This is a genomic window from Streptomyces bohaiensis (assembly GCF_012033785.1).
In the GTDB taxonomy this organism is placed as follows: Bacteria; Actinomycetota; Actinomycetes; order Streptomycetales; family Streptomycetaceae; genus Streptomyces; species Streptomyces bohaiensis.
In genome coordinates, this window is sequence record NZ_JAAVJC010000074.1 from 1 (window position 1) to 20,464 (window position 20,464).

Sequence of the window (20,464 nt, forward strand, 5' to 3'; positions counted from 1 at the left end):
GCGGTGGACCGCCGCATTTGCACCGGGGGCTGAGAACCACCAACGGCACTTCACCCGAAAGGGTTATTCGCCCGGCCCGGGCGACGACACTCTCCGCCCCGCTCAGCCGACCACCGGAACCGAGACCTCGACAGCCCCGTCGGCCACCTCGACCGGGTCCCGGTAGCCGTCCGCGCCGGCGAGCACCACCGACCACCGCCCGCAGGCCCCGGCACCGGACTCCGCGCGGACGGTCACCGTGTCCCCGGTGCGCCGGGTGCGGAAGACCGCCACCGTCGCGCCGTCCACCCCCGGTACCTCGGTGCGCACCTCGGCCCCGTCGGCCGGTGCGTGCACCCGCAGCGTCACACCGCGCGCCCAGTCCGCGGCCGCCGAGTCCGCGGCCGCGGCCAGCGGAACCACCGAGCCGGGACGGGCCAGCAGCGGCAGCGAGTCGAACCCGTGCCGCTCGCGCCGCCACCCCGGTCCGGTGAGCCGCTCGCCGGTGAGCAGGTGGGTCCACTCGCCGGCCGGCAGGTAGTACTCGACCTCACCCTCCGCGTCGAACACCGGCGCCACCAGCAGGTCCTCGCCGAGCATGTACTGGCGGTCCAGGCCGTGGCAGCCGGGGTCCTCGGGGAACTCCAGCACCATGGCGCGCATCACCGGCGTGCCCCGCTGCTCCGCCTGCACCGCCGCGCGGTACAGGTAGGGCATCAGCCGCAGCTTGAGGCGGGTGAACTGCCGCATGACCGCCACGGCCTCGTCGTCGAAGTTCCACGGCACCCGGTAGGAGCTGCTGCCGTGCAGCCGGCTGTGCGAGGACAGCAGTCCGAACTGCGTCCACCGCTTGAACACCGCGGGGTCCGGCGTCCCCTCGAACCCCCCGATGTCGTGGCTCCAGAAGCCGAACCCGGAGAGCCCGAGCGACAGTCCGCCGCGCAGCGACTCGGCCATGGCGTCGAAGGTCGACTCGCAGTCGCCGCCCCAGTGCACGGGGAACTGCTGACCGCCGGCGGTGGCGGAGCGTGCGAACAGGACCCCCTCGCCCCGGCCCTTCTCCTCGCGCAGCACCTCGAAGACCAGCTCGTTGTAGAGCTGGGTGTAGTAGTTGTGCATGCGCCCGGGGTCGGAGCCGTCGTGCCAGACCACGTCGGTGGGGACCCGCTCGCCGAAGTCCGTCTTGAAGCAGTCCACCCCCTGCCGTGCCAACCGCCGCAGGTGGTCGGCGTACCAGGTGCGCGCCTCGGGGTTGGTGAAGTCCACCAGCCCCATCCCGGCCTGCCACATGTCCCACTGCCAGACGTCCCCGGCCCGGTCGTGGAGGAGGTACCCGCGGTCGCGGGCCTCGGCGAACAGCGGCGACTTCTGCGCGATGTAGGGGTTGATCCACACCGAGATCCGCAGTCCGCGGTCGCGCAGCCGCCGCAGCATGGCGTCGGGGTCGGGGAAGACCTCCGGGTCCCAGGTGAAGTCGCACCACTGGTACTCCCGCATCCAGAAGCAGTCGAAGTGGAACACCTCCAGCGGGATCTCGCGCTCGGCCATCCCGGAGACGAAGCGGTTGACCGTCTCCTCGTCGTAGTCGGTGGTGAAGGAGGTGGAGAGCCACAGACCGAAGGACCACGCCGGCGGCAGCGGCGGCCGGCCGGTGAGCGCCGTGTACCGCTCCAGGATCTCCTTGGGCGTCGGCCCGTGGATGACGTAGTACTCGACGCTCTGGTCCTCCACGCTGAACTGGACGCGGCCGACCGCCTCGGACCCGATCTCGTAGGAGACCTTGCCCGGGTGGTTGACGAAGACGCCGTACCCCCGGTTGGTGAGGTGGAACGGCACGTTCTTGTAGGCCTGCTCGCTCGCCGTCCCGCCGTCCGCCTGCCAGATGTCGACGCTCTGGCCGTTGCGGGTGAACGGGGTGAAACGCTCCCCGAGTCCGTAGACGAGTTCGCCCACCCCCAGGGAGAGCTGGGCGACCGCGTAGTGGTGCCCGTCGTCGGTGACGGCGAACCCGGTGCCGCGCGGGCCCGCCGAGACCAGCTCCCGCCCGTCGGCCCGGAAGGACAGCCGCCACGGCTCGCGCGTGTCCACCCGCAGCGAGAGCGAGCCGGCGTCGAGCCCGGCGGTACCGTCCGCGACCCACGCCTCCCCGGAGTGCCCCGCCTCACCGGTCAGCTCGAACGACGGGGTCCGGGGCCGCCGTCCGGCGTGGTGGGTGGAGCGCACCGCGATGACGCCCTCGGCCGGGGACCAGGTCTCGACGGTCACCAGCGGGGCGTTGAGGGTGTTGCCGCGCCGCTCCACCTTCCGGACGGCGGCGTGCAGGGTCAGCCGGCCGTCGGCGGCCCGGGCGTCCCGGACCTCGGTGGCGTAGGAGGTGCGCACGCCCTCCCGGTTCAGCCAGTAGCCGTCGGTGAACTTCACTCAGCTCTCCTTGCTCGGGGTGCCGTTGCCGTGCTCGTCCGTCGCGGGCGCGGTGCGGGCGGTCCTCGCCGGCCCGTCCGCGGCCCGGTGCCGGGCGATCAGCTCCCGGTACCAGTGGTAGCTGTCCTTGGGGGTGCGGGTGAGCGTGTCGTAGTCGACCCGGACGATGCCGAACCGGCGGTCGTACCCGAAGGCCCACTCGAAGTTGTCCAGCAGCGACCAGACGTAGTAGCCGCGGACGTCGACGCCGCGCTCGACGGCCTCGGCGAGGGCGGTGAGATGGCCGTGCAGGTACTCGACCCGGTCGGTGTCGTGGATCCGGCCGTCCGCCGAGACGGTGTCGGCCTCGGCGGAGCCGTTCTCCGTGATCACCACCGGGGGCAGCGCAGGGTAGCGGGCGGTCAGCTCCGTCAGCAGGTCGGTGAAGGTGCCGGGGACCACCGGCCAGCCCATGGTGGTCGTGCGGACGTCGCCCTGCCAGCTCTCCGCGGCCCCGATGTCCACCGCGGTGCGGCGGGCGGGGTCGGGCTCCCGGTGCGGGGTGTCGGAGACGGTGATGGGGCGGTAGAAGTTGACGCCGACGAAGTCCAGCGGCTGCCCGATCAGTTCGAGGTCGCCGTCGAGTCGGGGCACCGCGTCCAGCAGCGGCCCCCAGGTCTCCCGCTCGTGCTCGGGGTACCGGCCCGCGAACAGCGGGTCCAGCCAGATGTCGTTGTGGAGGACCCCGGCCCGCCGCACCGCCGCGGCGTCCTCGGCCGACGGGGAGGCGGGCACCAGGTGGTCCGGGTTGAGCGCGATCCCCACCTCGCGGGCGCCCGCCTCGCGCAGCACCCGGGTGGCCAGCCCGTGGGCGACCAGCAGATGGTGCGCGGCGGCGATGGCGCCGGCGCCCTCCTGCGCCCCGGGGGCGTGGCGGCCCACCGCGTACCCGACGAACGCGGCGCAGAACGGTTCGTTCAGCGTCATCCAGCGGCCGACGCGGTCGCCGAGCCGCTCCACCACCATCGCGGTGTACTCGGCGAACCGCTCGGCGGTGGAACGCACCCGCCAACCGCCTGTGTCCTCCAACTCCTGCGGCAGGTCCCAGTGGTAGAGCGTCGCCGCCGGCTCGATCCCGGCCGCGAGCAGCTCGTCGACGAGCCGGTCGTAGAAGTCCAGCCCCGCCGGGTTGACGGGGCCGGTGCCGCCCGGCCGCACCCGGGGCCAGGCCACGGAGAACCGGTAGCTGTCGGCGCCGAGCTGCTTCAGCAGCCCCACGTCCTCGCGGTAGCGGTGGTAGTGGTCGCAGGCCACGTCGCCGGTGGCGCCGTCGGCCACCTTCCCGGGGGTGCGGCAGTAGGTGTCCCAGATGGAGGGGCCCCGGCCGTCCGCGTCGTGGGCGCCCTCGATCTGGTAACTGGCGGTGGCCGCGCCGAAGAAGAAGCCGGGCGGGAAGCGCGGGAGCTCCTCGGGGGTGTGCGGCGGTGCGGTCCGGTCCGGGCGGTCGGTGCTCATCGGGGACAGGTCCTCTTTCGTCTCTCGGGGGGAGGAGGGAAGGGAAGGGAGGGCGGCACAGGCGGGTCGGCCGGGCGGGACACCCGGTTCCTCGTCACTTCACGGAGCCTCCGGTGATGCCGGCGGCGATGTACTTCTGGGCGGCGATCAGCAGCACGGCGGCCGGGATCGCCGACAGCACGGCGGTCGCCATCACCGCGCCCCAGTCGCTCACGTGCGCGCCGATGAACTGGTAGATGCCGAGTGTCACCGGTTTGACGTCGTCGGTCGTGTTCAGGGTGAGGGCGAAGACGAAGTCGGCCCAGGCGAAGAGGAAGGCGAACAACCCCGCGGTGATCAGCGCGTTGCGGCTCATCGGCAGCACGATCCGGCAGAACGCCGTGAACCGGTTGGCCCCGTCCACCATCGCCGCCTCCACCACCTCCGTGGGGATGGAGACCATGAACGCGCGCAGCAGCACGATCGCGAACGGCAGCCCGAGCGAGGCGTCCGCGAGGATCAGACCGAGATAGGAGTTGACGAGGTTCAGTTCCGCGTAGGCGTTGTACAGGGCGTTGGCGACCACGATCGACGGCACCATCTGGGTGATGAGCGTCCCGAAGACGATGGCCCGCCCGCCGCGCAGTCCGAACTGGGCCAGTCCGTAGGCGGCCGGTGCGGCGAGCGTCAGGCACACCACCACCGCGCCCAACGAGACGACGATGCTGGTCAGCAGCGAGCCGCCCTGTGTCTCCAGCGCACGGGCGAAGTTGCCGAAGTCGGGCGAGGTGGGAACCAGCCGTGCGGCGGCCACGGCCGAGTCGGGCTGCAGTGCCGTGGAGATCATCCAGTAGACGGGGAAGAGCATGACGGCGAGGATCGCCAGCGCGAGCGCGGTGTTGCCGAGCGAACGGGCCCGGGTCCGGTTGCCGGTGGTCTGCACGGCTGATCACTTCCCCTTGCCGAGGTCGGCGCGGTTGACCCGCAGGTACAGCACCGCGAAGACGGCGCTGATCAGGATGAGGACGTTGCCCACCACGGCGCCCTGGCCGAAGTCGAGCTGGAGGAACGACAGCTGGTAGGTGAGCGTGCCGAGCGTCTGGGTGGAGTCCGCCGGCCCGCCCCCGGTGAGCGCCAGGATCAGGTCCAGCACCTTGATCGTCGACATGAAGCCCAGCACCAGCACCACGGTGATCACCGGGCGCAGCATCGGGAGGGTGACGCTGCGGAAGGCCCGCCAGGGACCGGCGCCGTCCAGCGCGGCCGCCTCGTACAGCTCCCGGGGTATCTCCTGGAGCCCGCCGTAGAGGATCACCATGTTGAACGGGATGCCGATCCAGATGTTGACGAGCACCGCCGAGAGCAGGGCGACGCTGGGGCTGGCCAGCCAGGGCACCGCGTCCATGCCGAAGACCGACAGGAAGCTGTTGAGCACCCCGTGGTCCTGGTCCATGATGCGGCGCCACACCACCGCGGAGACGACCATGGGCACCAGCCAGGGCAGCAGCAGCACCGCCCGGATCGGGCCGGAGAGCCGGAACCGCCGCGAGAAGAACACGGCCAGCCCGAGGCCGATCGTGAACTGGCCGAGGAGCGACCCCGCGGTGAACAGCAGCGTCTGCCACACGGCGTCGGTGAACAGGCTGTCGCTGAGCACCGCGCGCCAGTTGTCGAGCCCCGCGAACGGCGCCTCGCCGGTGAAGTAGGTGGTGGGGGTGTACCGCTGGAAGCTCATCACCACGTTGTTGACGAGCGGGAACCCGAAGAAGCCCAGCATGTAGAGCAGCGCGGGTGCCACGAACAGCCACTGGTAGAGGCGGCGGCGGGCGCGTCCCCGCTCCGCGGCGCGCCGGGCGGCGTCCTGCGCGCCGCCGCCGGTGGTGGCGGGGGCGGGGTCGCCGGTGGGGGTGTCCGCGGGGGAGTGGGTGGTGGCCATCGTCGTCCTCACTCTCCGGTCCGGGCCTGGCGCTGGGCGCGCTCCAGCGCGTCCGCGGGGGTGGTGCGGCCGGTCAGCACCGACTGGAAGGCACCCGCCATGGCGTCGGCCACGACCGGCCAGCCGGTGCCCACCTCCGCCGTGCGGGACCGCGCGGTGGCGACCAGGTCGGCGAACGGCGCGAGCTTCGGATTCTGCTCGCGGTACGCCGCCGCGGCGTCCTCCCGGGTCGGGACGTTGTTGACCCGCTCGCCCCAGGCGAGCTGGTTCTCCTCGGAGTTGAGGCAGTTCAGGATGCGGCCCGCGTTCTGCTCGCGCTCCTCGTCACCGCTTGCGGGGACGGTCATCACGGTGCCCCCGATGGGCGGCACCGGGTCCTGACCCGCCTCGGGGACGGGGATGGAGGCCACCGCCCACTCGACGGCGTCCTGGCCGTCGAGCACGGGCACCTGCCACGGACCGTTGATCATCATGGCGGCCCGTCCGGAGATGAACTGGTCGTTGACGTCCTGCTGGTTCCAGTTGACGACCGAGCGGGAGGCGCTGCCGTCGTCCAGCAGGTCCTTCCAGAGCTGGAGCGCGGCGTCGCCCGCCCCGTCGTTCAAAGCGGTCTCGTCCCCGCCGGCGCTCCAGAAGAACGGCAGGAACTGGTAGACGCCGTCCGCGTTGGGGCTCGCGCTGAAGGCCATGCCGTAGGTGTCGCCGCCCGTGAGCTCGGCGGCGTCGGCCCGGAGCTCCTCCCAGGTGGTGGGCGGTTCCAGCCCCGCCTCCGCCAGCAGCTCCACGTTGTAGATCAGCGCGAGCGAGTTGACCGAGCGGGCGACCCCGTACTGGGTGCCGTCGTGCGAGCCGAGGGAGACGGCGCTGTCGGAGAGCGCGGAGGGGTCGAATCCCGCCTCGCCGATGGGAAGCAGCCCGCCGGTCTCCGCGAACTGCGGCAGCTCCGAGCCGTCCAGCTCGAGGATGTCCGGGAGCGAGTCCGAGGAGGCCATGCGGAGGGCCTTGGTGGCGACCTGGTCGGCCGGCACGCTGATCTGCTCGACCCGCAGCCCCAACGGCGCGGCGCAGCGGTCGAAGTGGTCCTGGTTGGCCTCGTGCTCGGCCGTGTTGGTGGCCGAGTTGAGGACCGTCACGGTGCCGGGGTCGGGCTGCCGGGCGCAGCCGGCGAGGCCGGCCGCCGCCATGACGGCGGCCAGTGGCAGTGCCACGGATCGCTGCGGGGTGGCTCGGGTCGGACGTCTCATCGTCGGTGTCGCTCCATTCGCGGCTCGGGCGGGAGCGGGCGCCGGGGCCCGCCGCTGACCGCGGGCCCGGAGCCCGCGGTCAGCGGGTGCGGGGCGTGCGCGGCGGCGGTATCGGCACCCCGGGGACGACGTGCGGGGCGAAGAGTTCGTGGTGGGGGCCGGCCTGCGCCGGCCGGCGGTGCGCGGCCGGCAGCGCCCCGGCCGCGGTCAGGGCCAGCTCGGTCACCGCGGCTGCCATCCGGCTGACGGGAAGGTCGATGCGCGGCAGGTCGGGCAGCCCGGACTCGTCCGGGATGGTGCCGACCGGGACGACGGCGAGGTCGTCCGGCAACCGCACGTCGGACGCGGCGAGTTCGGTGAGCACCTGCGGCAGCGGGATCAGATGCTGCACGACCAGCGCCGTCGGCGGACGGTCGGTGTCCAGCAGCTCCCGGACCCGGGCGGCGGCCACCGCCGGGTCGTCCGCGGAGGGGCGGACCGTGACCGAGACCCCGGTCTCCCGCGCAGCCCGCCGCGCTCCCGCGAGGCCGTGCAGTGCGTAGCCGCGGCGGGCGGCGACCTCGTGCTCCGAGGAGGAGAGGAAGGCGACGTGCCGGTGCCCGGCCGCCGCGGCCTCCCGTACCGCGAGGGCGACCGCCGCCTCCCAGTCCAGGTCGACCCAGGGGACCTCGGTCTCGTGGCGGGCGTCGCCGTGGCCGAGCAGCGCCACCGGGAACCCCGCCGCGGTCATGGCGCCGACCCGCGGGTCCGCCTCCTCGACCGCCATCAGCACGGCGGCGTCGGCGAGGCCGCTGCCGGCTACCCGGCGCAGCCCTCGCACCCCGTCGGGGTCGGTCATCAGCAGTACGTCGAACCCGTGGACCCGCGCCGCGTCGCTGATCTCGACGGCGAACCGCCCGTCCACCGCGCGGTACTTGCCCGCCTCGCGCGGTACCGCCAGGGCCAGGACCGAGCTGCGGGAACTCCGCAGCGTCCGGGCGCTGGCCCGCGGGTGGTAGCCCAGCTCCCGCACCGCCTCCAGGACCCGGGTCCTCGTCCCCTCGGAGATCTTCCGGGAGCCGCTGAGCACGTAGGAGACCGTGCTCGGTGCGACGCCGGAACGTTCGGCGACGTCCTTGATGGTGGCCATGCCCGCTCCTTCGCGGTCGTGGTTCGCCTCTCGCCACGAAGTCGTCGAATCGCTTCGTCGAATCGTTTCGATGAGGTGGCCAGGATGTTAGGGCCGGGTTGCGGGCGGGGGCAATACCCGGGAGGGAAGCGGTACCTCGGGTGGCGGGAACGGCACCGTTCGTGGTGGTGCCGCGGCGGCTCGCCATGAAGCCCCTGGCCCGGTCGGCGGGACGGCGCCGCGCGCGGCGGCGGTCGCCTTGGCGGCTCCTGCCGCACGTGGCAGGCTGCGCGGCATGAGCGACGACGCGACCGACCTGGCCTTCCACCCGCTCCCTCCGGGCGCGCCCCGCTCCGGGGCGGCGGCACCGGGCGTGATCGTCATGCCGGGCGGCGGCTACACCCACCTCGCCCCGCACGAAGGCGCGCCCGTCGCGGCATGGCTGGGGCGGCTCGGATTCGCCGCGTGGGTGCTGGAGTACCCGGTGGGGCCGGCAGCACGGCACCCCGCACCCCTGGACGCCGCGCGGGCGGCGATGCGCCGGGCGCGGGCGGACGCTCCCGGGCTCGGGGTGGACCCGGCGCGGATCGGGGTGCTCGGCTTCTCCGCCGGCGGCCATCTCGCCGCCCACCTCGCGGCGGGGCCCGCCACGGAGGAGGCGGAGCGCCCCGCGTTCGCCGTGCTCTGCTACCCCGCGACCTCCTGGCACAGCTTCGCCGGCGGCGACGGGAGTCCCCGGACCGACCCGCTGCTCGGCCCCGACACCACGGACGCCCGGCGCCGGGAGCTGTCGATCGAACTGATCGCGGTGGAGCGGACTCCGCCGACCTTCCTCTGGCACTGCGCCGACGACCCCGTCGTCGGCGTGGACCACGCGCTGTCGCTGACCCGGACCCTCGCCGGCCTCGGTGTCCCGGTGGAACTGCACGTCTATCCCGAGGGCGGACACGGCATCGGACTGGCCGCCGACTCCGGCGCGGCGGCCGGCTGGACCGCCCGCTGCGCGGAGTGGCTCGCCCGAACGGTCGGCACCTGACAACGGCGGTGTCCGCCGCCCGGACCCGGGCGGCGGTCGCCGCTGCCACGTGCGGGTCGGCCCCGCCGGCCTCGGCGCGCCGCGCCGGGGAACGCTCACGTGCATCCGCACGGTCAGCCGGCGAGGAGCCCGTCGAGCCGTTCGTAGCTCTCCCGGACACCCTGCTCCATGCCGCTGTCGATCATCGCGTCCCGGGTGGCGACGTCGGTGTGGACGCTGTGGGTGTGCAGCTTCGTGCGTCCGCCGTCGAGCGCCTCGAAGCGCAGGGTCTCCACGGCGACCACGTCCGGGACCGCCTCGTACTCGAAGGTCTGGATGATCAGCTCGTCCTCCCGGGCGGTGTGGAAGACCCCGTTGAACCGGTAGACGTTGCCCTCGGGGTCGCGGTGGCTGTACCGGTACCGGCCGCCGGTCCGCACGTCGTAGACCTCGATGACCATCTCGAAGCCGTGCGGCCCGAGCCAGCGCGCGACGAGTTCGGGGTCGCGGTGGGCGCGGTAGACGGCGGCGGGCGGCGCGTCGAACTCGCGGGTCATGTCGACGACGGGCAGCCCGACGGGGGCGTCGATGTGCAGTGCGCGGGTCATGGCGGTGCTCCTTCACTGGCCGGCTTGCGGCCGTCGTGGGGTTCCGGGGTGTGCAGGGCGGCGTCCAGGCGGCGGTACCGCGCCTCGTGGGCGAGCCGGTACCGGTCGATCCAGGAGGTCAGACCCTCCAGCGCCTCGGGGGCCAGGTGGACCGGTCGGCGCTGCGCCTCCCGGCTGCGCGTGACCAGCCCGGCGCGGGCGAGCACCTGAATGTGTCGGGAGACCGCCTGCGTGCTGATGGCGAAGGGCTCGGCCAGTTCCAGGACGGTCGCCGGCCCCCGGGACAGCCGCGCCACGATGGCGCGGCGCACCGGGTCGGCGAGCGCCGCGAAGGCGAGGTCCAGGGCCGCCTCGCCCGCCTCGTCGGCAGCCCCGGCGGGGCTCGGCCACCGGTCCGTTTCGTTCACGCCAACCCTTCCTGTGATCAACCAGTTCGTTGCTCAATCCTCCCGTTGAACAATACGCCGCCGGAGGGGTTCACGCGAGGGGAGCGCGGGGCGGCACGACGGGCGGGAGCCGCCCGGGTCGGTCAGGATCGCCGTATGGCACGCGCAGCAAGGGGAACAGCGGCGGACCGAGGGGCGAGCGGGGCTCCCGCGGCGTGGGGCGCCGTCGCCGCGCGGCTCAACCGGGCCGTCGCGGCGTGCTTCGTGCTCGGGAGCGGCTTCTTCGTCCTCGGCGCGGTGCTCGCGGAGCTGACCGCCGCGGGCGTCGTGCGGTGCGCGCTGGTCTACCTCACCGGTGGTGTGCTCTTCGCGCTCGGCGCCTGGGGTGCCTTCCTCGGGTGCGTCAACAACCCCGAATCGGGCACCGCGGGCCGTTGGCGCTGGTGGGCGTACCGGCCGATGCGGCTCGACTGGTGCAGCGCACTCCTGCTGCTGGCCGGGGCCTGGGTCTTCTGCGTCAACCTGGTCGACTCACTGATGCGGGGGCTCTCCGCCCAGCAGACGGACCGGCTGGTCTGGGCGCCCGACATGATCGGGTGCACGCTCTTCCTGGTCTCCGGCCAGCTGGCCGTCCACCAGGTCCGCCGCGCGGTCACCCGCTCCCGGGACGCCGCGTGGTGGACGGCGGTGGTCAACCAGGCGGGGGCGGCGCTGTTCATGGTCGCCGCGCTCGCCGACTACACCAAGGACGCCACCGGTTCACCGGTCAACGTGCACGTCGCGAACTGGGCGACGCTCGGCGGTGCCGCCTGCTTCCTCGTCGGGGGAGTGGTCCAGTGGTTCGTCGTCCCCGCGGCGGTCCCTGGACCCTTCGGGGAAGCCGACCGCCCCGGCACCGCGTGACGCGGTCCCGGGGCGGGGCAGCGGTGCGCCCGACGGGGTCAGTCGTCGGCCAGGCCGGTCTGCCACATGCGGAAACCGGCGTCGTCGCCGCGCCCGGCGAGCGCCACCGTGGCCGGGATCTCGCTCTCGTCCAGCAGGAACACGGAGCACTCGGTGACGCTCGCCCCGGGGCGCAGCATCCCCGTGGGCTCCGCCGACGGGCAGGGCTCCACACCGACTCCGTAGACGTCGAGGAGGTTGAGCTTGGAGATCTCGCGCCCGGCGGCGGTGAACACGCTCAGCCCGGACTTCATCTCCGGGAGGAGGTCGTGCTCGCCGTCGTTGGTGTACTCGGCGAAGACGTAGTACGGGACCTTCTCCCGGTCCACGTCCCAGTCGGAGAGGTCGGACGGCTCGCCGCGCAGCACCTCGACCGGTGCCGCGGTCAGTGGGACGTCGTGGTCGCCGCCGGCGGTCTGCCAGACGGTCTCGACCTCGGTGCCCAGCGGCCGGATGACGTCCAGGTACTCGGCTCCCTCGACCGGCCACTCGCCGTGCTCCCCGGCGGGGTCGGACCAGGCGACGGCCAGCGGCTCCATGCCGTCGGGAAGCAGGTACATCTGGCAGACGCTCACCGAGGCCCCGTCGGCGATGCTCTCCGGCGCCGGGCGGTCGCACGCCGCCGGGAACGGCGACCCGCCGCCGAAGGAGAGGACGTTGAGCGGCTCGGCGCCCCGCCCGTCGCGGCCCACCACGGAGAAGCCGTCCTCCACCGCGGGCGCGGGCAGGTCACCCCCCTCGGCGGTGACCCGGAAGGTGAGGTAGTAGGGCGCCATCTGCTCCTGGCCGTCGCGCAGCCGGATGTTCTCCAGGTCGGCGATGTCGCCCCGCGCGAGACTCTCCGGTTCGACGACGACGCCGTGCTCGGCGTCCTCGACGCCGGTCCACACCGTCGTCAGCGGGCCGCCGCCTCCCAGCACGATCTCCTCGACGGCCGCGCCGCCGGTGTCGTCGGTCTCCTCGGCGGTGGTCGCCTCACCGGTGCCGGCCTCGGCGCCGCCGGTTCCGCTGTCGGAACCACCGCAGCCGCTGATCAGCACGGTCAGTGCCGCCGCGCCGGCGATGCCGGCGATCCTGCCACGTATACGCACGTGTCCCCCATGGTCGAACGCTGCTGACGCCCCGGGGTCTGCGGTGCCGCGGGCGACGTGCGTCCCCGGGGTGCCGCGCCTCCGCGGACGGCCCGCCGCCGCGGCGGGTCCCGGACGCGCCCGGTCGTGGCCCCGTGAGGCCGACGCGCCCTGTGGCGCCATGCTAGGCGAGGCTCGAACGTGCCTTCGATGGGGGTTGCGGGGGTCGCTCGTGGCGACGGGTGCTCGGTGCCCGTGCGAACCGCGGTCGCAGTGCCGAAACGCAAGAAGACCCCAGGTGCACTGGGGTCTTCGCTGGTGTCCGAGGGGGGACTTGAACCCCCACGCCCGATAAAGGGCACTAGCACCTCAAGCTAGCGCGTCTGCCATTCCGCCACCCGGACAGGGCTGCCGCTGTCGGTGCCGGTCCGGCCCCGCGCGACAGCTCAACCATATCAAGGTCGGAGCGGTGCTCGTGCCGCGGTCGCGCGCCGACGGTCCGGGGCGTTCACGCGGGGTCGGCGGCGACGCCGCGGAGCAGGCTGCGGGTGACCAGGGCGACGGCGCGGTGCTTGGCCAGTCCCTCCTCCTGGATCGCCTCCCAGCCCGCCGAGACCAGGTACCACAGGACGCGCACGAACCAGTCGACGGTGATCTCGGGCGCGATGACGCCCTCGGCGCGGCCGCGGGCGTGCAGGGCGCCGATGGGTGCGTGGATCTGCTCCCAGCGGCTGTCGTCCCACCGCACGTCGCCGCTGGTGTCGCTGAAGAGCGGCATGATCCGGGGGCTCAGCTCGAAGACGGCGGCGACCAGGCGCGTCGTCGCCTCGACGACGTCCCCCTCGTGGAGCGCCGCCTCGGCCAGGGCGCGTTCGGTGTGGTCCACCGCGTCGGTCAGCAGGGCGTCCACGAGTGCCGCGCGGTCGGGGAAGTAGCGGTGGAGCGTCGACCGGCCGACGTCCGCCGCGCGGGCCACCTCCGACAGCGGGGTGGTCTGGTCCTCGGCGTAGCAGGTGACCGCCGCGTCGAGGATCGCCCGCCGGGTGCGGGAGACGGTGCCGGGGGTCGATGACGGGGTCGCCCGCGTCGAGGATTCCATGCCCGCATCGTAGGTGATCGGAACAGCGTTGAATCACAGTGGAACTGGCATTCTCTTCATGGGACAGTGTGTCTCATGACCTCGATATCACTGCGCCCACCGCGTCACCGGGTCCAACGCCGCGTCGTCGCCTGGTGGACCCTGCGCGCCCTGTGCGGTACCGCCCTCGCCGCCGCCGCGCCGCTGGCCGCCTGGTTCCTCTGGGAGTCCTCCCGCACCTGGACCGGACCGGTGGCCGTCGCGGTCCTCGCGCTCGGGTTGCTGTACGCCGCGGTGACGCCCTCCTGGCGCTACGCCGTCCACCGCTGGGAGACCACCGACGAGGCGGTGTTCGTCGCGGCCGGCTGGTTCGTGCGCGACTGGCGGATCGCGCCCATCTCCCGCATCCAGACCGTCGACACCAGCAGGGGACCGATCGAGCAGCTGCTCGGCATCGCCACCCTCGTGGTGACCACCGCCTCTGCCGGCGGCGCCGTCCACGTCCGGGGACTCGCCCCCGACGTCGCACGCGCCTCCGCCGAGCAGCTCGCCGAGATCACCCGCCGCACGCCGGGGGACGCCACATGACCGCCGAGTACACCTCCCCGGCCGTGCCGCCTCCCGGGGCCGCCCCGCCGACCGCTGGCCCACCCACCGATCCGCCCGCCGACCCCGGCAGCACGTCGCCCGTCGCGGACCTGCCGGTACCTCCGGACGGCGCACCCCTCGTGGAGGAGACGCCACCGCCCGACGACGGCACGCCGTGGCAGCGGTTGGACGGCCGCATGATCGGGGCGGACGCGCTGCGCGTGCTGCTCTCCATGGCGCCCGCCGCCGTGGCGCTGCTCGTGGTCGGGGTGGAGCCCGACGCGGGCGTGGTCTGGCCGCTGGCGATCCTCGCAGCCTGGGGCGCGTTCAAGGCGGTCCGCAACACGGTCCGGTGGGTGACCACGCGCTACCGGTTGACCGACGACTACCTGGAACGGCGTACCGGGCTCCTCGTCCGCTCCCACCGGTCCATCCGCCGGGAGCGCGTCCGCAGCGTCGACGGCGAGGCGCGACTGCTCCAGCGGCTGTTCGGGCTGCGCCGCGTCAAGGTGGGCGCCGGGCAGATGAACACCGCCATGGAGTCCGCACTGGTGCTGGACGCCGTCTCGCGCGCCGCCGCCCGCGATCTGCACGCCCGGCTGCTCGGTGAGGACCGGACCGCCGCAGCGAGCACCGTGGCACCGAGCACCGGGGCAGCGAGCACCGCCGCAACGGCCGCCGCCGGCACGCCGGCCGGGGGAGAGGGACCGGAGGCGGCGGCGCCCACGGGGGCCGCGCCCCAGCAGCTCTCCCGGCTGCGCCCCCGGTGGGTGGTCTACAACTGCTTCTCCGTGTGGGGGCTGCTGATGGCGGCCGGCCTCGCCTGGGGCGGTTGGGTCACGCTCGGGATGTTCGGCTTCAACGCCTTCGCCTGGGTGCGGGGGCTGGCCGACTGGGGGGCGATCGGCGTGCCCGGTACCGTCGCGGCGGCCGTGCTGGCCGCCTGGGCGCTCGGTGTGGTCGGTCTGGCGGTCAACTTCGCGACCACGTACGCCCACTTCCGGCTGGAGCGCACCACGGGCGACCACGGCGCCGTGCTGCGGACCACCCAGGGGCTCTTCCGCACCCAGGAGATCAACCGCGACGAGAACCGGCTGCGCGGCGCGACGCTCTCCGAGCCGCTGCTCTGGCGATGGCTCCGGGTGGCCGACCCCGCGATCATCACCACCGGGCTGTCCGTGTGGAGTTCCGCCTCCGCGATCCTGCCGCGGTGCCCCCGCGAGCACGCCCGCGGCGTCCTGACGGAGGTCCTCCGCGCCGGCGACGACGACCCGTTGCGCGCGCGACTGCACCGCCATCCGGCCGGTGCGCTGCGGCGCCGGCTGGTGTGGGCGGTCGCGGTCGCGACCACCGCCATCGCGGTGCTCGCGTGGCTCGCGGCCACCACCGCGCTGCCGCACGCGGTGTGGTGGGTCACCGGAGCGGTGCTGCTGCCGGCCGGCTGCGGGCTGGCGGTGGCCGGCTACCGCTCGCTGGGCCACGCGTTCGCCGGGCCGTGGGTCGTGGTGCGCTCGGGGGCCGTCAACCGCGCGACCAGCGTGCTGCGGACGGGGGCGGTCAGCGGGGTCCGGGTACGGCAGTCGCTCTTCCAGCGCCGCCTCGGTCTGGCGACGGTCACCGTCTCCACGGCGGCGGGGTACGGCGCCTACGAGGCGGTCGACCTGGCGGCCCCGCGGGCGGCGGAGTTCGCCGACCGGGCGCTGCCGGGCGGCGTCGCGGCGTTCCTGGAGGCGGACCCGCCGGTGCGGTGAACGGCGCCCGGCGGGTCCGCCTCCGCCCCCGCCCCGGCCCCGGCGGCGGGGGTGCGGGGCGGGGCGAGGCGGGGGCGGGAAGCGCCGATGCGCTCACCCGTGCCCGCGCCCGCCGCCTGCCGGTTCAGTCCTTGTGCATCTTGTGGAAGTAGTGGAGGCTCGCCTGCGCGTAGGCCAGCCGGTGGTCCAGCAGCTCCGGCCGCCATCGGTAGCCGGAGCGCATGTAGCGGAAGTCGAGTGCGGTCCCGGTCAGCGGCCGGGCCCCGCGCCGGTGCCAGGCGACACGACGAGGCGCACCCCAGACCAGCAGTTCCGTCACGGTGCCCAGGCTCAGCAGGGTGACCAGGAGCGAGCCGAAGAAGAACAGCAACCACAGCGGGTAGGTCAGGACGAACCCCGCCCACCCCGCGATGCTGCCCCGGTAGCCCGTCAGCGCCGGTCCTTCCCCAGGCACGATCCGCCAGTAGGCCCGCCGCCCCGGGCGGGACGGCCGGTGCTCGATCCGCCCCAGCGGCGCGCCGTCCTCGTCGGTGACGTCGAAGACCCCGGGCTCCGCCACCCCGGGTTTCCCCGGTCGGACCACGCACAGCCGCGCCTCGTCGGGGCCCGACAGGACCAGTACCGGGTGCGGTTCCCCGCTGCGGTGGGACATCCGCTCCTCCACCTCGGCCACCGTCACCTGGCGGAGCGTGCCGCCGTCGCCGTGCGGGGCCGGCCGGGGCGGGGTCGGACCGGCGCCGTCGGCGGCGACGCTCGCCGGGTCGCACAACCGGACGCGGGCCAACGCCTCCTCCCGCTTCATCCGCTGGTCGGGAAGGATGAGGAACTCCTCGCCGTCGGCCCACTCCCCGGTCCGCATCCCCGTGGTCCCCGTGATGTCCACGGTGAAGTTCAGTGTCACGCCCTCGCCCCTCCTCGTCGGTGACCGCCGTACGCGCGCTCGATTCTGCCAACTCCTCCCCCGTGCGGGGGAGCAGCGGGCGAAGGACGAGGGGCCGGGGCGCCGGGCGGGCGAGGAGCCGGACAGCGAGCGGGACGAGGAGCGAGCTCCGGGACGGCGCCCCGTCAGCCCTCCTGGTCGCCGTCCTCCAGCCGGAAACCGACCTTCATCCCGACCTGGTAGTGGGCGACGGCACCGTCCTCGATGTGGCCGCGGACCTGGGTCACCTCGAACCAGTCGAGGTTGCGCAGGGTCTGCGAGGCGCGCGCGATGCCGTTGCTGATCGCGGCGTCCACCCCGTCCCGCGAGGTGCCGACGATCTCGGTGACGCGGTAGGTGTGCTCCGACATGCTCGCTCCTTGGACGCGGGTGCGGCCGGTGGGACCACCGGCCGTCCCTCCACGGTGCCCCAGCCCCGGTCCCGGCGCGAGTGCTACGCTCCGGCCGGGCCGTGACTGGCGCGAACGGGATGGGTGCAACCATCGGGGAGCGGTCCGCTCCGTGGAGTGCCGCGCGCCTGGGCCGCCCGAGCGCACCGCATGGAGGCCCCGTGACCCCCTCACTCGACGACGCCCCGTCCCGCCCCGCACCGCTGCCCTACGCCCAGCAGGCGTCGACCGCCTACCGGGCCGCGCTGGACGTGATCCGCTCCGTGGAGCCCGCCGTCGCGGACGCGGTCACCGCCGAACTCTCCGACCAGCGCGACTCGCTGAAGCTCATCGCCAGTGAGAACTACGCCTCCCCGGCGGTGCTGCTGACCATGGGCAACTGGTTCAGCGACAAGTACGCCGAGGGCACCGTCGGCCGCCGCTTCTACGCCGGGTGCCGCAACGTCGACACCGTGGAGGAGCTGGCAGCCCGTCACGCGCGCGAGCTGTTCGGCGCACACCACGCCTACGTGCAGCCGCACTCCGGCATCGACGCCAACCTGGTCGCCTTCTGGGCGGTGCTGGCCCAGCGCGTGGAGGCGCCGGCGCTCCAGCGCGCCGGAGTCCGCGGCGTCAACGACCTCACCGAGGCGGACTGGGCCGCGCTGCGGCGGGAGTTGGGCGGGCAGCGGATGCTCGGTATGTCCCTCGACGCGGGCGGTCACCTCACCCACGGCTTCCGCCCCAACATCTCCGGCAAGATGTTCGAGCAGCGAAGCTACGGGACCGACCCGGCCACCGGCCTGCTCGACTACGACGCGGTGCGTGCCGCCGCGCGCGCGTTCCGGCCACTGCTCCTGGTGGCGGGGTACTCGGCGTATCCGCGACTGGTCGACTTCGCCCGCATGCGGGAGATCGCCGACGAGGTCGGCGCCACCCTGATGGTGGACATGGCCCACTTCGCCGGGCTGGTCGCCGGCAAGGTCCTCACCGGTGCGCACGACCCCGTCGCGCACGCGCAGGTCGTCACCTCCACCACGCACAAATCGCTCCGCGGTCCGCGCGGCGGGCTGGTGCTGTGCGACGACACCCTCGCCGAGCAGGTGGACCGCGGCTGCCCGATGGTGCTCGGCGGCCCGCTGCCGCACGTCATGGCGGCGAAGGCGGTCGCTCTGGCCGAGGCGCGCCGTCCGGAGTTCGCCGACTACGCCGAGCGCGTGGTCGCCAACGCGCGGGCACTCGCGGAAGGGCTGCTGCGACGCGGCGCCCGGCTGGTGACCGGTGGCACCGACAACCATCTGGTGCTGCTCGACGTCGCTCCGAACGGACTGACGGGCCGGCAGGCCGAGGCCGCGCTGCTGGAGGCGGGGATCGTCACCAACCGCAACGCGGTGCCGAACGACCCCAACGGCGCCTGGTACACCTCGGGCGTCCGCCTGGGCACGCCGGCCCTCACCTCCCGCGGCATGGGGCCTGCGGAGATGGACGAGGTCGCCGCACTGATCGCGCGGGTCCTCGATGCCGCGACCCCGGGGACGACCGACTCCGGTCGCACCTCCCGGGTGCGGTTCGACCTCGCGCCGCGCGTGGCCGCCGAGGTCGCGGACCGCGCGGCCGACCTGCTGGGCCGCCACCCGCTCTACCCCGGGCTGGAGCTGGCGTGACCGACGTCCCGACACCGCCCGCCGCCGGTCCGCCGCCGGATCGATGCCGTGCCGCGCCGCGCACCGAGGCCGAAGCGGTGGCCCTGCAGGAGTCGCTCCGGAGCCTGCTGGTGCGGGACGAGTCCGGTCCGCCGGCCGACGGCACCGGTACCGTCGCCGGGGTCGACGTCGCCTACGACGACGCCCGCGACCTGGTGGCGGCCGCCGTCGTGGTGCTCGACGCCGGCTCGCTGGACGTGGTCGCCGAGGCGACCGCGGTGGGACCGGTGCCTTTTCCCTACGTCCCCGGCCTGCTGGCGTTCAGAGAGGTGCCGGCGGTGCTGCGGGCGCTCGACCGGCTCGACGACCTCCCCGACCTGGTGGTGTGCGACGGCTACGGCGTGGCGCACCCCCGGCGGTTCGGACTCGCCTGCCATCTCGGCGTCGCCACCGGCCTGCCGACCATCGGCGTCGCCAAGTCGCCCTTCACCTTCCGCCACGACGACCCCGGGCCTGCCCGCGGCGCCTTCTCACCACTGCGTGACGGCGCCGAGGAGGTCGGGCGGGCGCTGCGGACCCGCGCGGAGGTCAAGCCGGTGTTCGTCTCGGCGGGTCATCGGGTCGACCTCGACACCGCGTGCGCGCACGTCCTGCGGCTGACGCCCCGCTACCGGCAGCCGGAGCCCGTCCGCCGCGCCGACCGCCGTTGCCGGGACGCGTTGGCCGCCGCCGTCGCCGCCGGTGCACACCACCCGGCGTGACCTGGACCCGGCGCGGCTGAGCGTTCCGACGGCCGGCCGGCGGCGGAGGCAATCGACGCACGCATCAGGTAAGGTCACCCTTACTTGATGCGTGCGACGGTGGGACTTCGTGCCGCCGCGTGCGGTGCGCCGTGGCTCCCGGTCAGGGGTCGGCGCCGAGGACCCGGCCGAGGACACGGCCCCCACCGAGCAAGGAGCAGCGATGACCGACCGGCCTGCCCGTCCCGCCAATCCCACCCACATCGGCACGGTGCTCGGTACCGAGCGGCTGACGGAGCACATGATCCGGGTGACTTTCGGCGGCGACGGCCTGCGCGACTTCGCCACCGGGCCGTACACGGACAGTTACGTCAAGCTCGTCTTCCCGCGCCCCGGCGTCGACTACCCGCAGCCGCTGGACGTGGCGGCGATCCGCCGGGACATGCCGCGCGACCAGTGGCCGCTCACGCGCACCTACACCGTCCGCCGCTTCGACCCCGCCGGGCCGGAACTCGTGATCGACTTCGTCCACCACGGCGACACCGGTCTCGCCGGCCCCTGGGCCGCGGCGGCCGCGCCCGGCGACGAGATCGCCATCCTCGGCCCCGGCGGCGCCTACGCGCCGGACCCGGCGGCCGACTGGCACCTGCTCGTCGGTGACGAGAGCGCCCTGCCCGCCATCGCGGCCTCGGTGGCGGCGCTGCCCGCGGGTGCCCGCGCCCGGGTCTTCCTCGAGATCGGTGATCCGGGCGAGGAGCAGAAGCTCCAGCCGCCGGCCGGCGAGGTGGACATCGTCTGGGTCGACCGGAACTCCGGCGGCTACGGTGAGGCGCTGCTCGCGGCGGTCACCTCGGCCGAGCTGCCCGCCGGCACCGGCCAGGCCTTCGTCCACGGCGAGGCGCACTGGGTGAAGTCGCTCCGCCGCCATCTGCGGCACGACCGCGGGATGAAGCCCGCGCAGCTCTCCATCAGCGGCTACTGGCGCCGCGGCGCCGACGAGGACGGGTGGCAGGCCGGGAAGGCCGCGTGGAACCGCCGGGTGGAGGAGGAGCAGGAGCAGGCCGCCGCCTGATCCCCGCGCGGGGCGCCGGCCGTCGGGCCTCGCGTCCGAGGGCGTGCGAGCCGGGGGAGCGCCCGCTCCGACGGCCGCTCGCCGCGGGCGCGGCGTGCGCCC

The 20,464-nt window shown here is 74.1% G+C and carries 19 protein-coding genes, 1 tRNA gene and 1 riboswitch; of the genes, 7 read left to right on the forward strand and 13 right to left on the reverse strand.

Annotated elements, in window-relative coordinates; genetic code table 11:
• Nucleotides 1–102 precede the first annotated feature (102 nt).
• The 6 genes from yicI to HCN52_RS11120 all read right to left on the reverse strand — a co-directional run bounded on the left by yicI (nt 103) and on the right by HCN52_RS11120 (nt 8,182).
• The gene (gene yicI, locus HCN52_RS11095; protein ID WP_168088252.1) at nt 103–2,400 is read right to left on the reverse strand and encodes an alpha-xylosidase; all 2,298 of its coding nucleotides are present in this window, start codon (nt 2,398–2,400) and stop codon (nt 103–105) included.
• Nucleotides 2,401–3,894 carry a GH1 family beta-glucosidase gene (locus HCN52_RS11100; protein WP_168088253.1) on the reverse strand — a complete coding sequence of 498 codons (1,494 nt, stop codon included), beginning with the start codon at nt 3,892–3,894 and terminating at the stop codon, nt 2,401–2,403. It abuts the gene before it with no gap.
• Nucleotides 3,895–3,988: 94 nt separating this feature from the next.
• Nucleotides 3,989–4,816: a carbohydrate ABC transporter permease gene (locus HCN52_RS11105; RefSeq protein ID WP_376767117.1), complete on the reverse strand. Its 828-nt coding sequence runs from the start codon at nt 4,814–4,816 to the stop codon at nt 3,989–3,991.
• A 6-nt stretch (nt 4,817–4,822) separates the two neighbouring features.
• Entirely contained in the window at nt 4,823–5,809 is a 987-nt protein-coding gene (locus HCN52_RS11110; RefSeq protein ID WP_168088254.1) for a carbohydrate ABC transporter permease, read from the reverse strand.
• An 8-nt stretch (nt 5,810–5,817) separates the two neighbouring features.
• Nucleotides 5,818–7,053: an ABC transporter substrate-binding protein gene (locus tag HCN52_RS11115; RefSeq protein WP_168088255.1), complete on the reverse strand. Its 1,236-nt coding sequence runs from the start codon at nt 7,051–7,053 to the stop codon at nt 5,818–5,820.
• A 79-nt stretch (nt 7,054–7,132) separates the two neighbouring features.
• Complete coding sequence (locus HCN52_RS11120; protein WP_168088256.1) at nt 7,133–8,182, reverse strand: LacI family DNA-binding transcriptional regulator; 1,050 nt, start codon at nt 8,180–8,182, stop codon at nt 7,133–7,135.
• 274 nt (nt 8,183–8,456) lie between these two features.
• On the opposite strand from HCN52_RS11120, the gene HCN52_RS11125 reads away from it, so the two are divergent.
• Nucleotides 8,457–9,197, forward strand: a complete 741-nt coding sequence (locus HCN52_RS11125; protein ID WP_168088257.1) for an alpha/beta hydrolase — start codon at nt 8,457–8,459, stop codon at nt 9,195–9,197.
• A gap of 113 nt (nt 9,198–9,310) precedes the next feature.
• On the opposite strand, the gene HCN52_RS11130 is transcribed toward HCN52_RS11125, so the two are convergent.
• Both HCN52_RS11130 and HCN52_RS11135 read right to left on the reverse strand, forming a co-directional pair.
• Nucleotides 9,311–9,784, reverse strand: coding sequence for an SRPBCC family protein (locus tag HCN52_RS11130; RefSeq protein WP_168088258.1), 474 nt, complete (start codon nt 9,782–9,784; stop codon nt 9,311–9,313).
• Nucleotides 9,781–10,191: an ArsR/SmtB family transcription factor gene (locus tag HCN52_RS11135; protein WP_168088259.1), complete on the reverse strand. Its 411-nt coding sequence runs from the start codon at nt 10,189–10,191 to the stop codon at nt 9,781–9,783. Before HCN52_RS11135 ends, HCN52_RS11130 begins: the two co-directional genes overlap by 4 nt.
• A 135-nt stretch (nt 10,192–10,326) precedes the next feature.
• Here HCN52_RS11135 and HCN52_RS11140 point away from each other — a divergent pair, with 135 nt between their 5' ends.
• Nucleotides 10,327–11,073, forward strand: coding sequence for a hypothetical protein (locus HCN52_RS11140; RefSeq protein WP_245175041.1), 747 nt, complete (start codon nt 10,327–10,329; stop codon nt 11,071–11,073).
• Between the two features lie 38 nt (nt 11,074–11,111).
• Here the strand turns inward: HCN52_RS11140 and HCN52_RS11145 are convergent, their stop codons facing one another.
• The 3 genes from HCN52_RS11145 to HCN52_RS11155 all read right to left on the reverse strand — a co-directional run bounded on the left by HCN52_RS11145 (nt 11,112) and on the right by HCN52_RS11155 (nt 13,281).
• Nucleotides 11,112–12,203 carry a hypothetical protein gene (locus HCN52_RS11145; RefSeq protein ID WP_168088260.1) on the reverse strand — a complete coding sequence of 364 codons (1,092 nt, stop codon included), beginning with the start codon at nt 12,201–12,203 and terminating at the stop codon, nt 11,112–11,114.
• Nucleotides 12,204–12,498: 295 nt separating this feature from the next.
• Nucleotides 12,499–12,586, reverse strand: a tRNA-Leu gene (locus HCN52_RS11150).
• 104 nt (nt 12,587–12,690) lie between these two features.
• Nucleotides 12,691–13,281: a TetR/AcrR family transcriptional regulator gene (locus HCN52_RS11155; RefSeq protein WP_168088261.1), complete on the reverse strand. Its 591-nt coding sequence runs from the start codon at nt 13,279–13,281 to the stop codon at nt 12,691–12,693.
• A 75-nt stretch (nt 13,282–13,356) separates the two neighbouring features.
• Between HCN52_RS11155 and HCN52_RS11160 the strand changes: the two genes are divergently transcribed.
• Nucleotides 13,357–13,848 carry a PH domain-containing protein gene (locus HCN52_RS11160; RefSeq protein ID WP_168088262.1) on the forward strand — a complete coding sequence of 164 codons (492 nt, stop codon included), beginning with the start codon at nt 13,357–13,359 and terminating at the stop codon, nt 13,846–13,848.
• On the forward strand, nt 13,845–15,599 hold the full coding sequence (locus HCN52_RS11165) for a PH domain-containing protein (RefSeq protein WP_168088263.1): 1,755 nt from the start codon (nt 13,845–13,847) through the stop codon (nt 15,597–15,599). Before HCN52_RS11160 ends, HCN52_RS11165 begins: the two co-directional genes overlap by 4 nt.
• 124 nt (nt 15,600–15,723) lie before the next feature.
• Here the strand turns inward: HCN52_RS11165 and HCN52_RS11170 are convergent, their stop codons facing one another.
• Both HCN52_RS11170 and HCN52_RS11175 read right to left on the reverse strand, forming a co-directional pair.
• Complete coding sequence (locus tag HCN52_RS11170) at nt 15,724–16,500, reverse strand: hypothetical protein (protein WP_168088264.1); 777 nt, start codon at nt 16,498–16,500, stop codon at nt 15,724–15,726.
• A 164-nt stretch (nt 16,501–16,664) separates the two neighbouring features.
• On the reverse strand, nt 16,665–16,889 hold the full coding sequence (locus HCN52_RS11175; RefSeq protein WP_168088265.1) for a dodecin: 225 nt from the start codon (nt 16,887–16,889) through the stop codon (nt 16,665–16,667).
• Nucleotides 16,890–16,980: 91 nt separating this feature from the next.
• A riboswitch (ZMP/ZTP riboswitch) is annotated at nt 16,981–17,069 on the forward strand.
• A gap of 62 nt (nt 17,070–17,131) precedes the next feature.
• Between HCN52_RS11175 and HCN52_RS11180 the strand changes: the two genes are divergently transcribed.
• The 3 genes from HCN52_RS11180 to HCN52_RS11190 all read left to right on the forward strand — a co-directional run bounded on the left by HCN52_RS11180 (nt 17,132) and on the right by HCN52_RS11190 (nt 20,362).
• Nucleotides 17,132–18,571, forward strand: a complete 1,440-nt coding sequence (locus HCN52_RS11180; protein ID WP_245175040.1) for a glycine hydroxymethyltransferase — start codon at nt 17,132–17,134, stop codon at nt 18,569–18,571.
• Nucleotides 18,568–19,311 (forward strand): endonuclease V, encoded by a 744-nt coding sequence (locus HCN52_RS11185; protein WP_168088267.1) that lies wholly within the window; start codon nt 18,568–18,570, stop codon nt 19,309–19,311. Before HCN52_RS11180 ends, HCN52_RS11185 begins: the two co-directional genes overlap by 4 nt.
• 202 nt (nt 19,312–19,513) lie before the next feature.
• Nucleotides 19,514–20,362, forward strand: a complete 849-nt coding sequence (locus HCN52_RS11190) for a siderophore-interacting protein (protein ID WP_168088268.1) — start codon at nt 19,514–19,516, stop codon at nt 20,360–20,362.
• Nucleotides 20,363–20,464 lie beyond the last annotated feature (102 nt).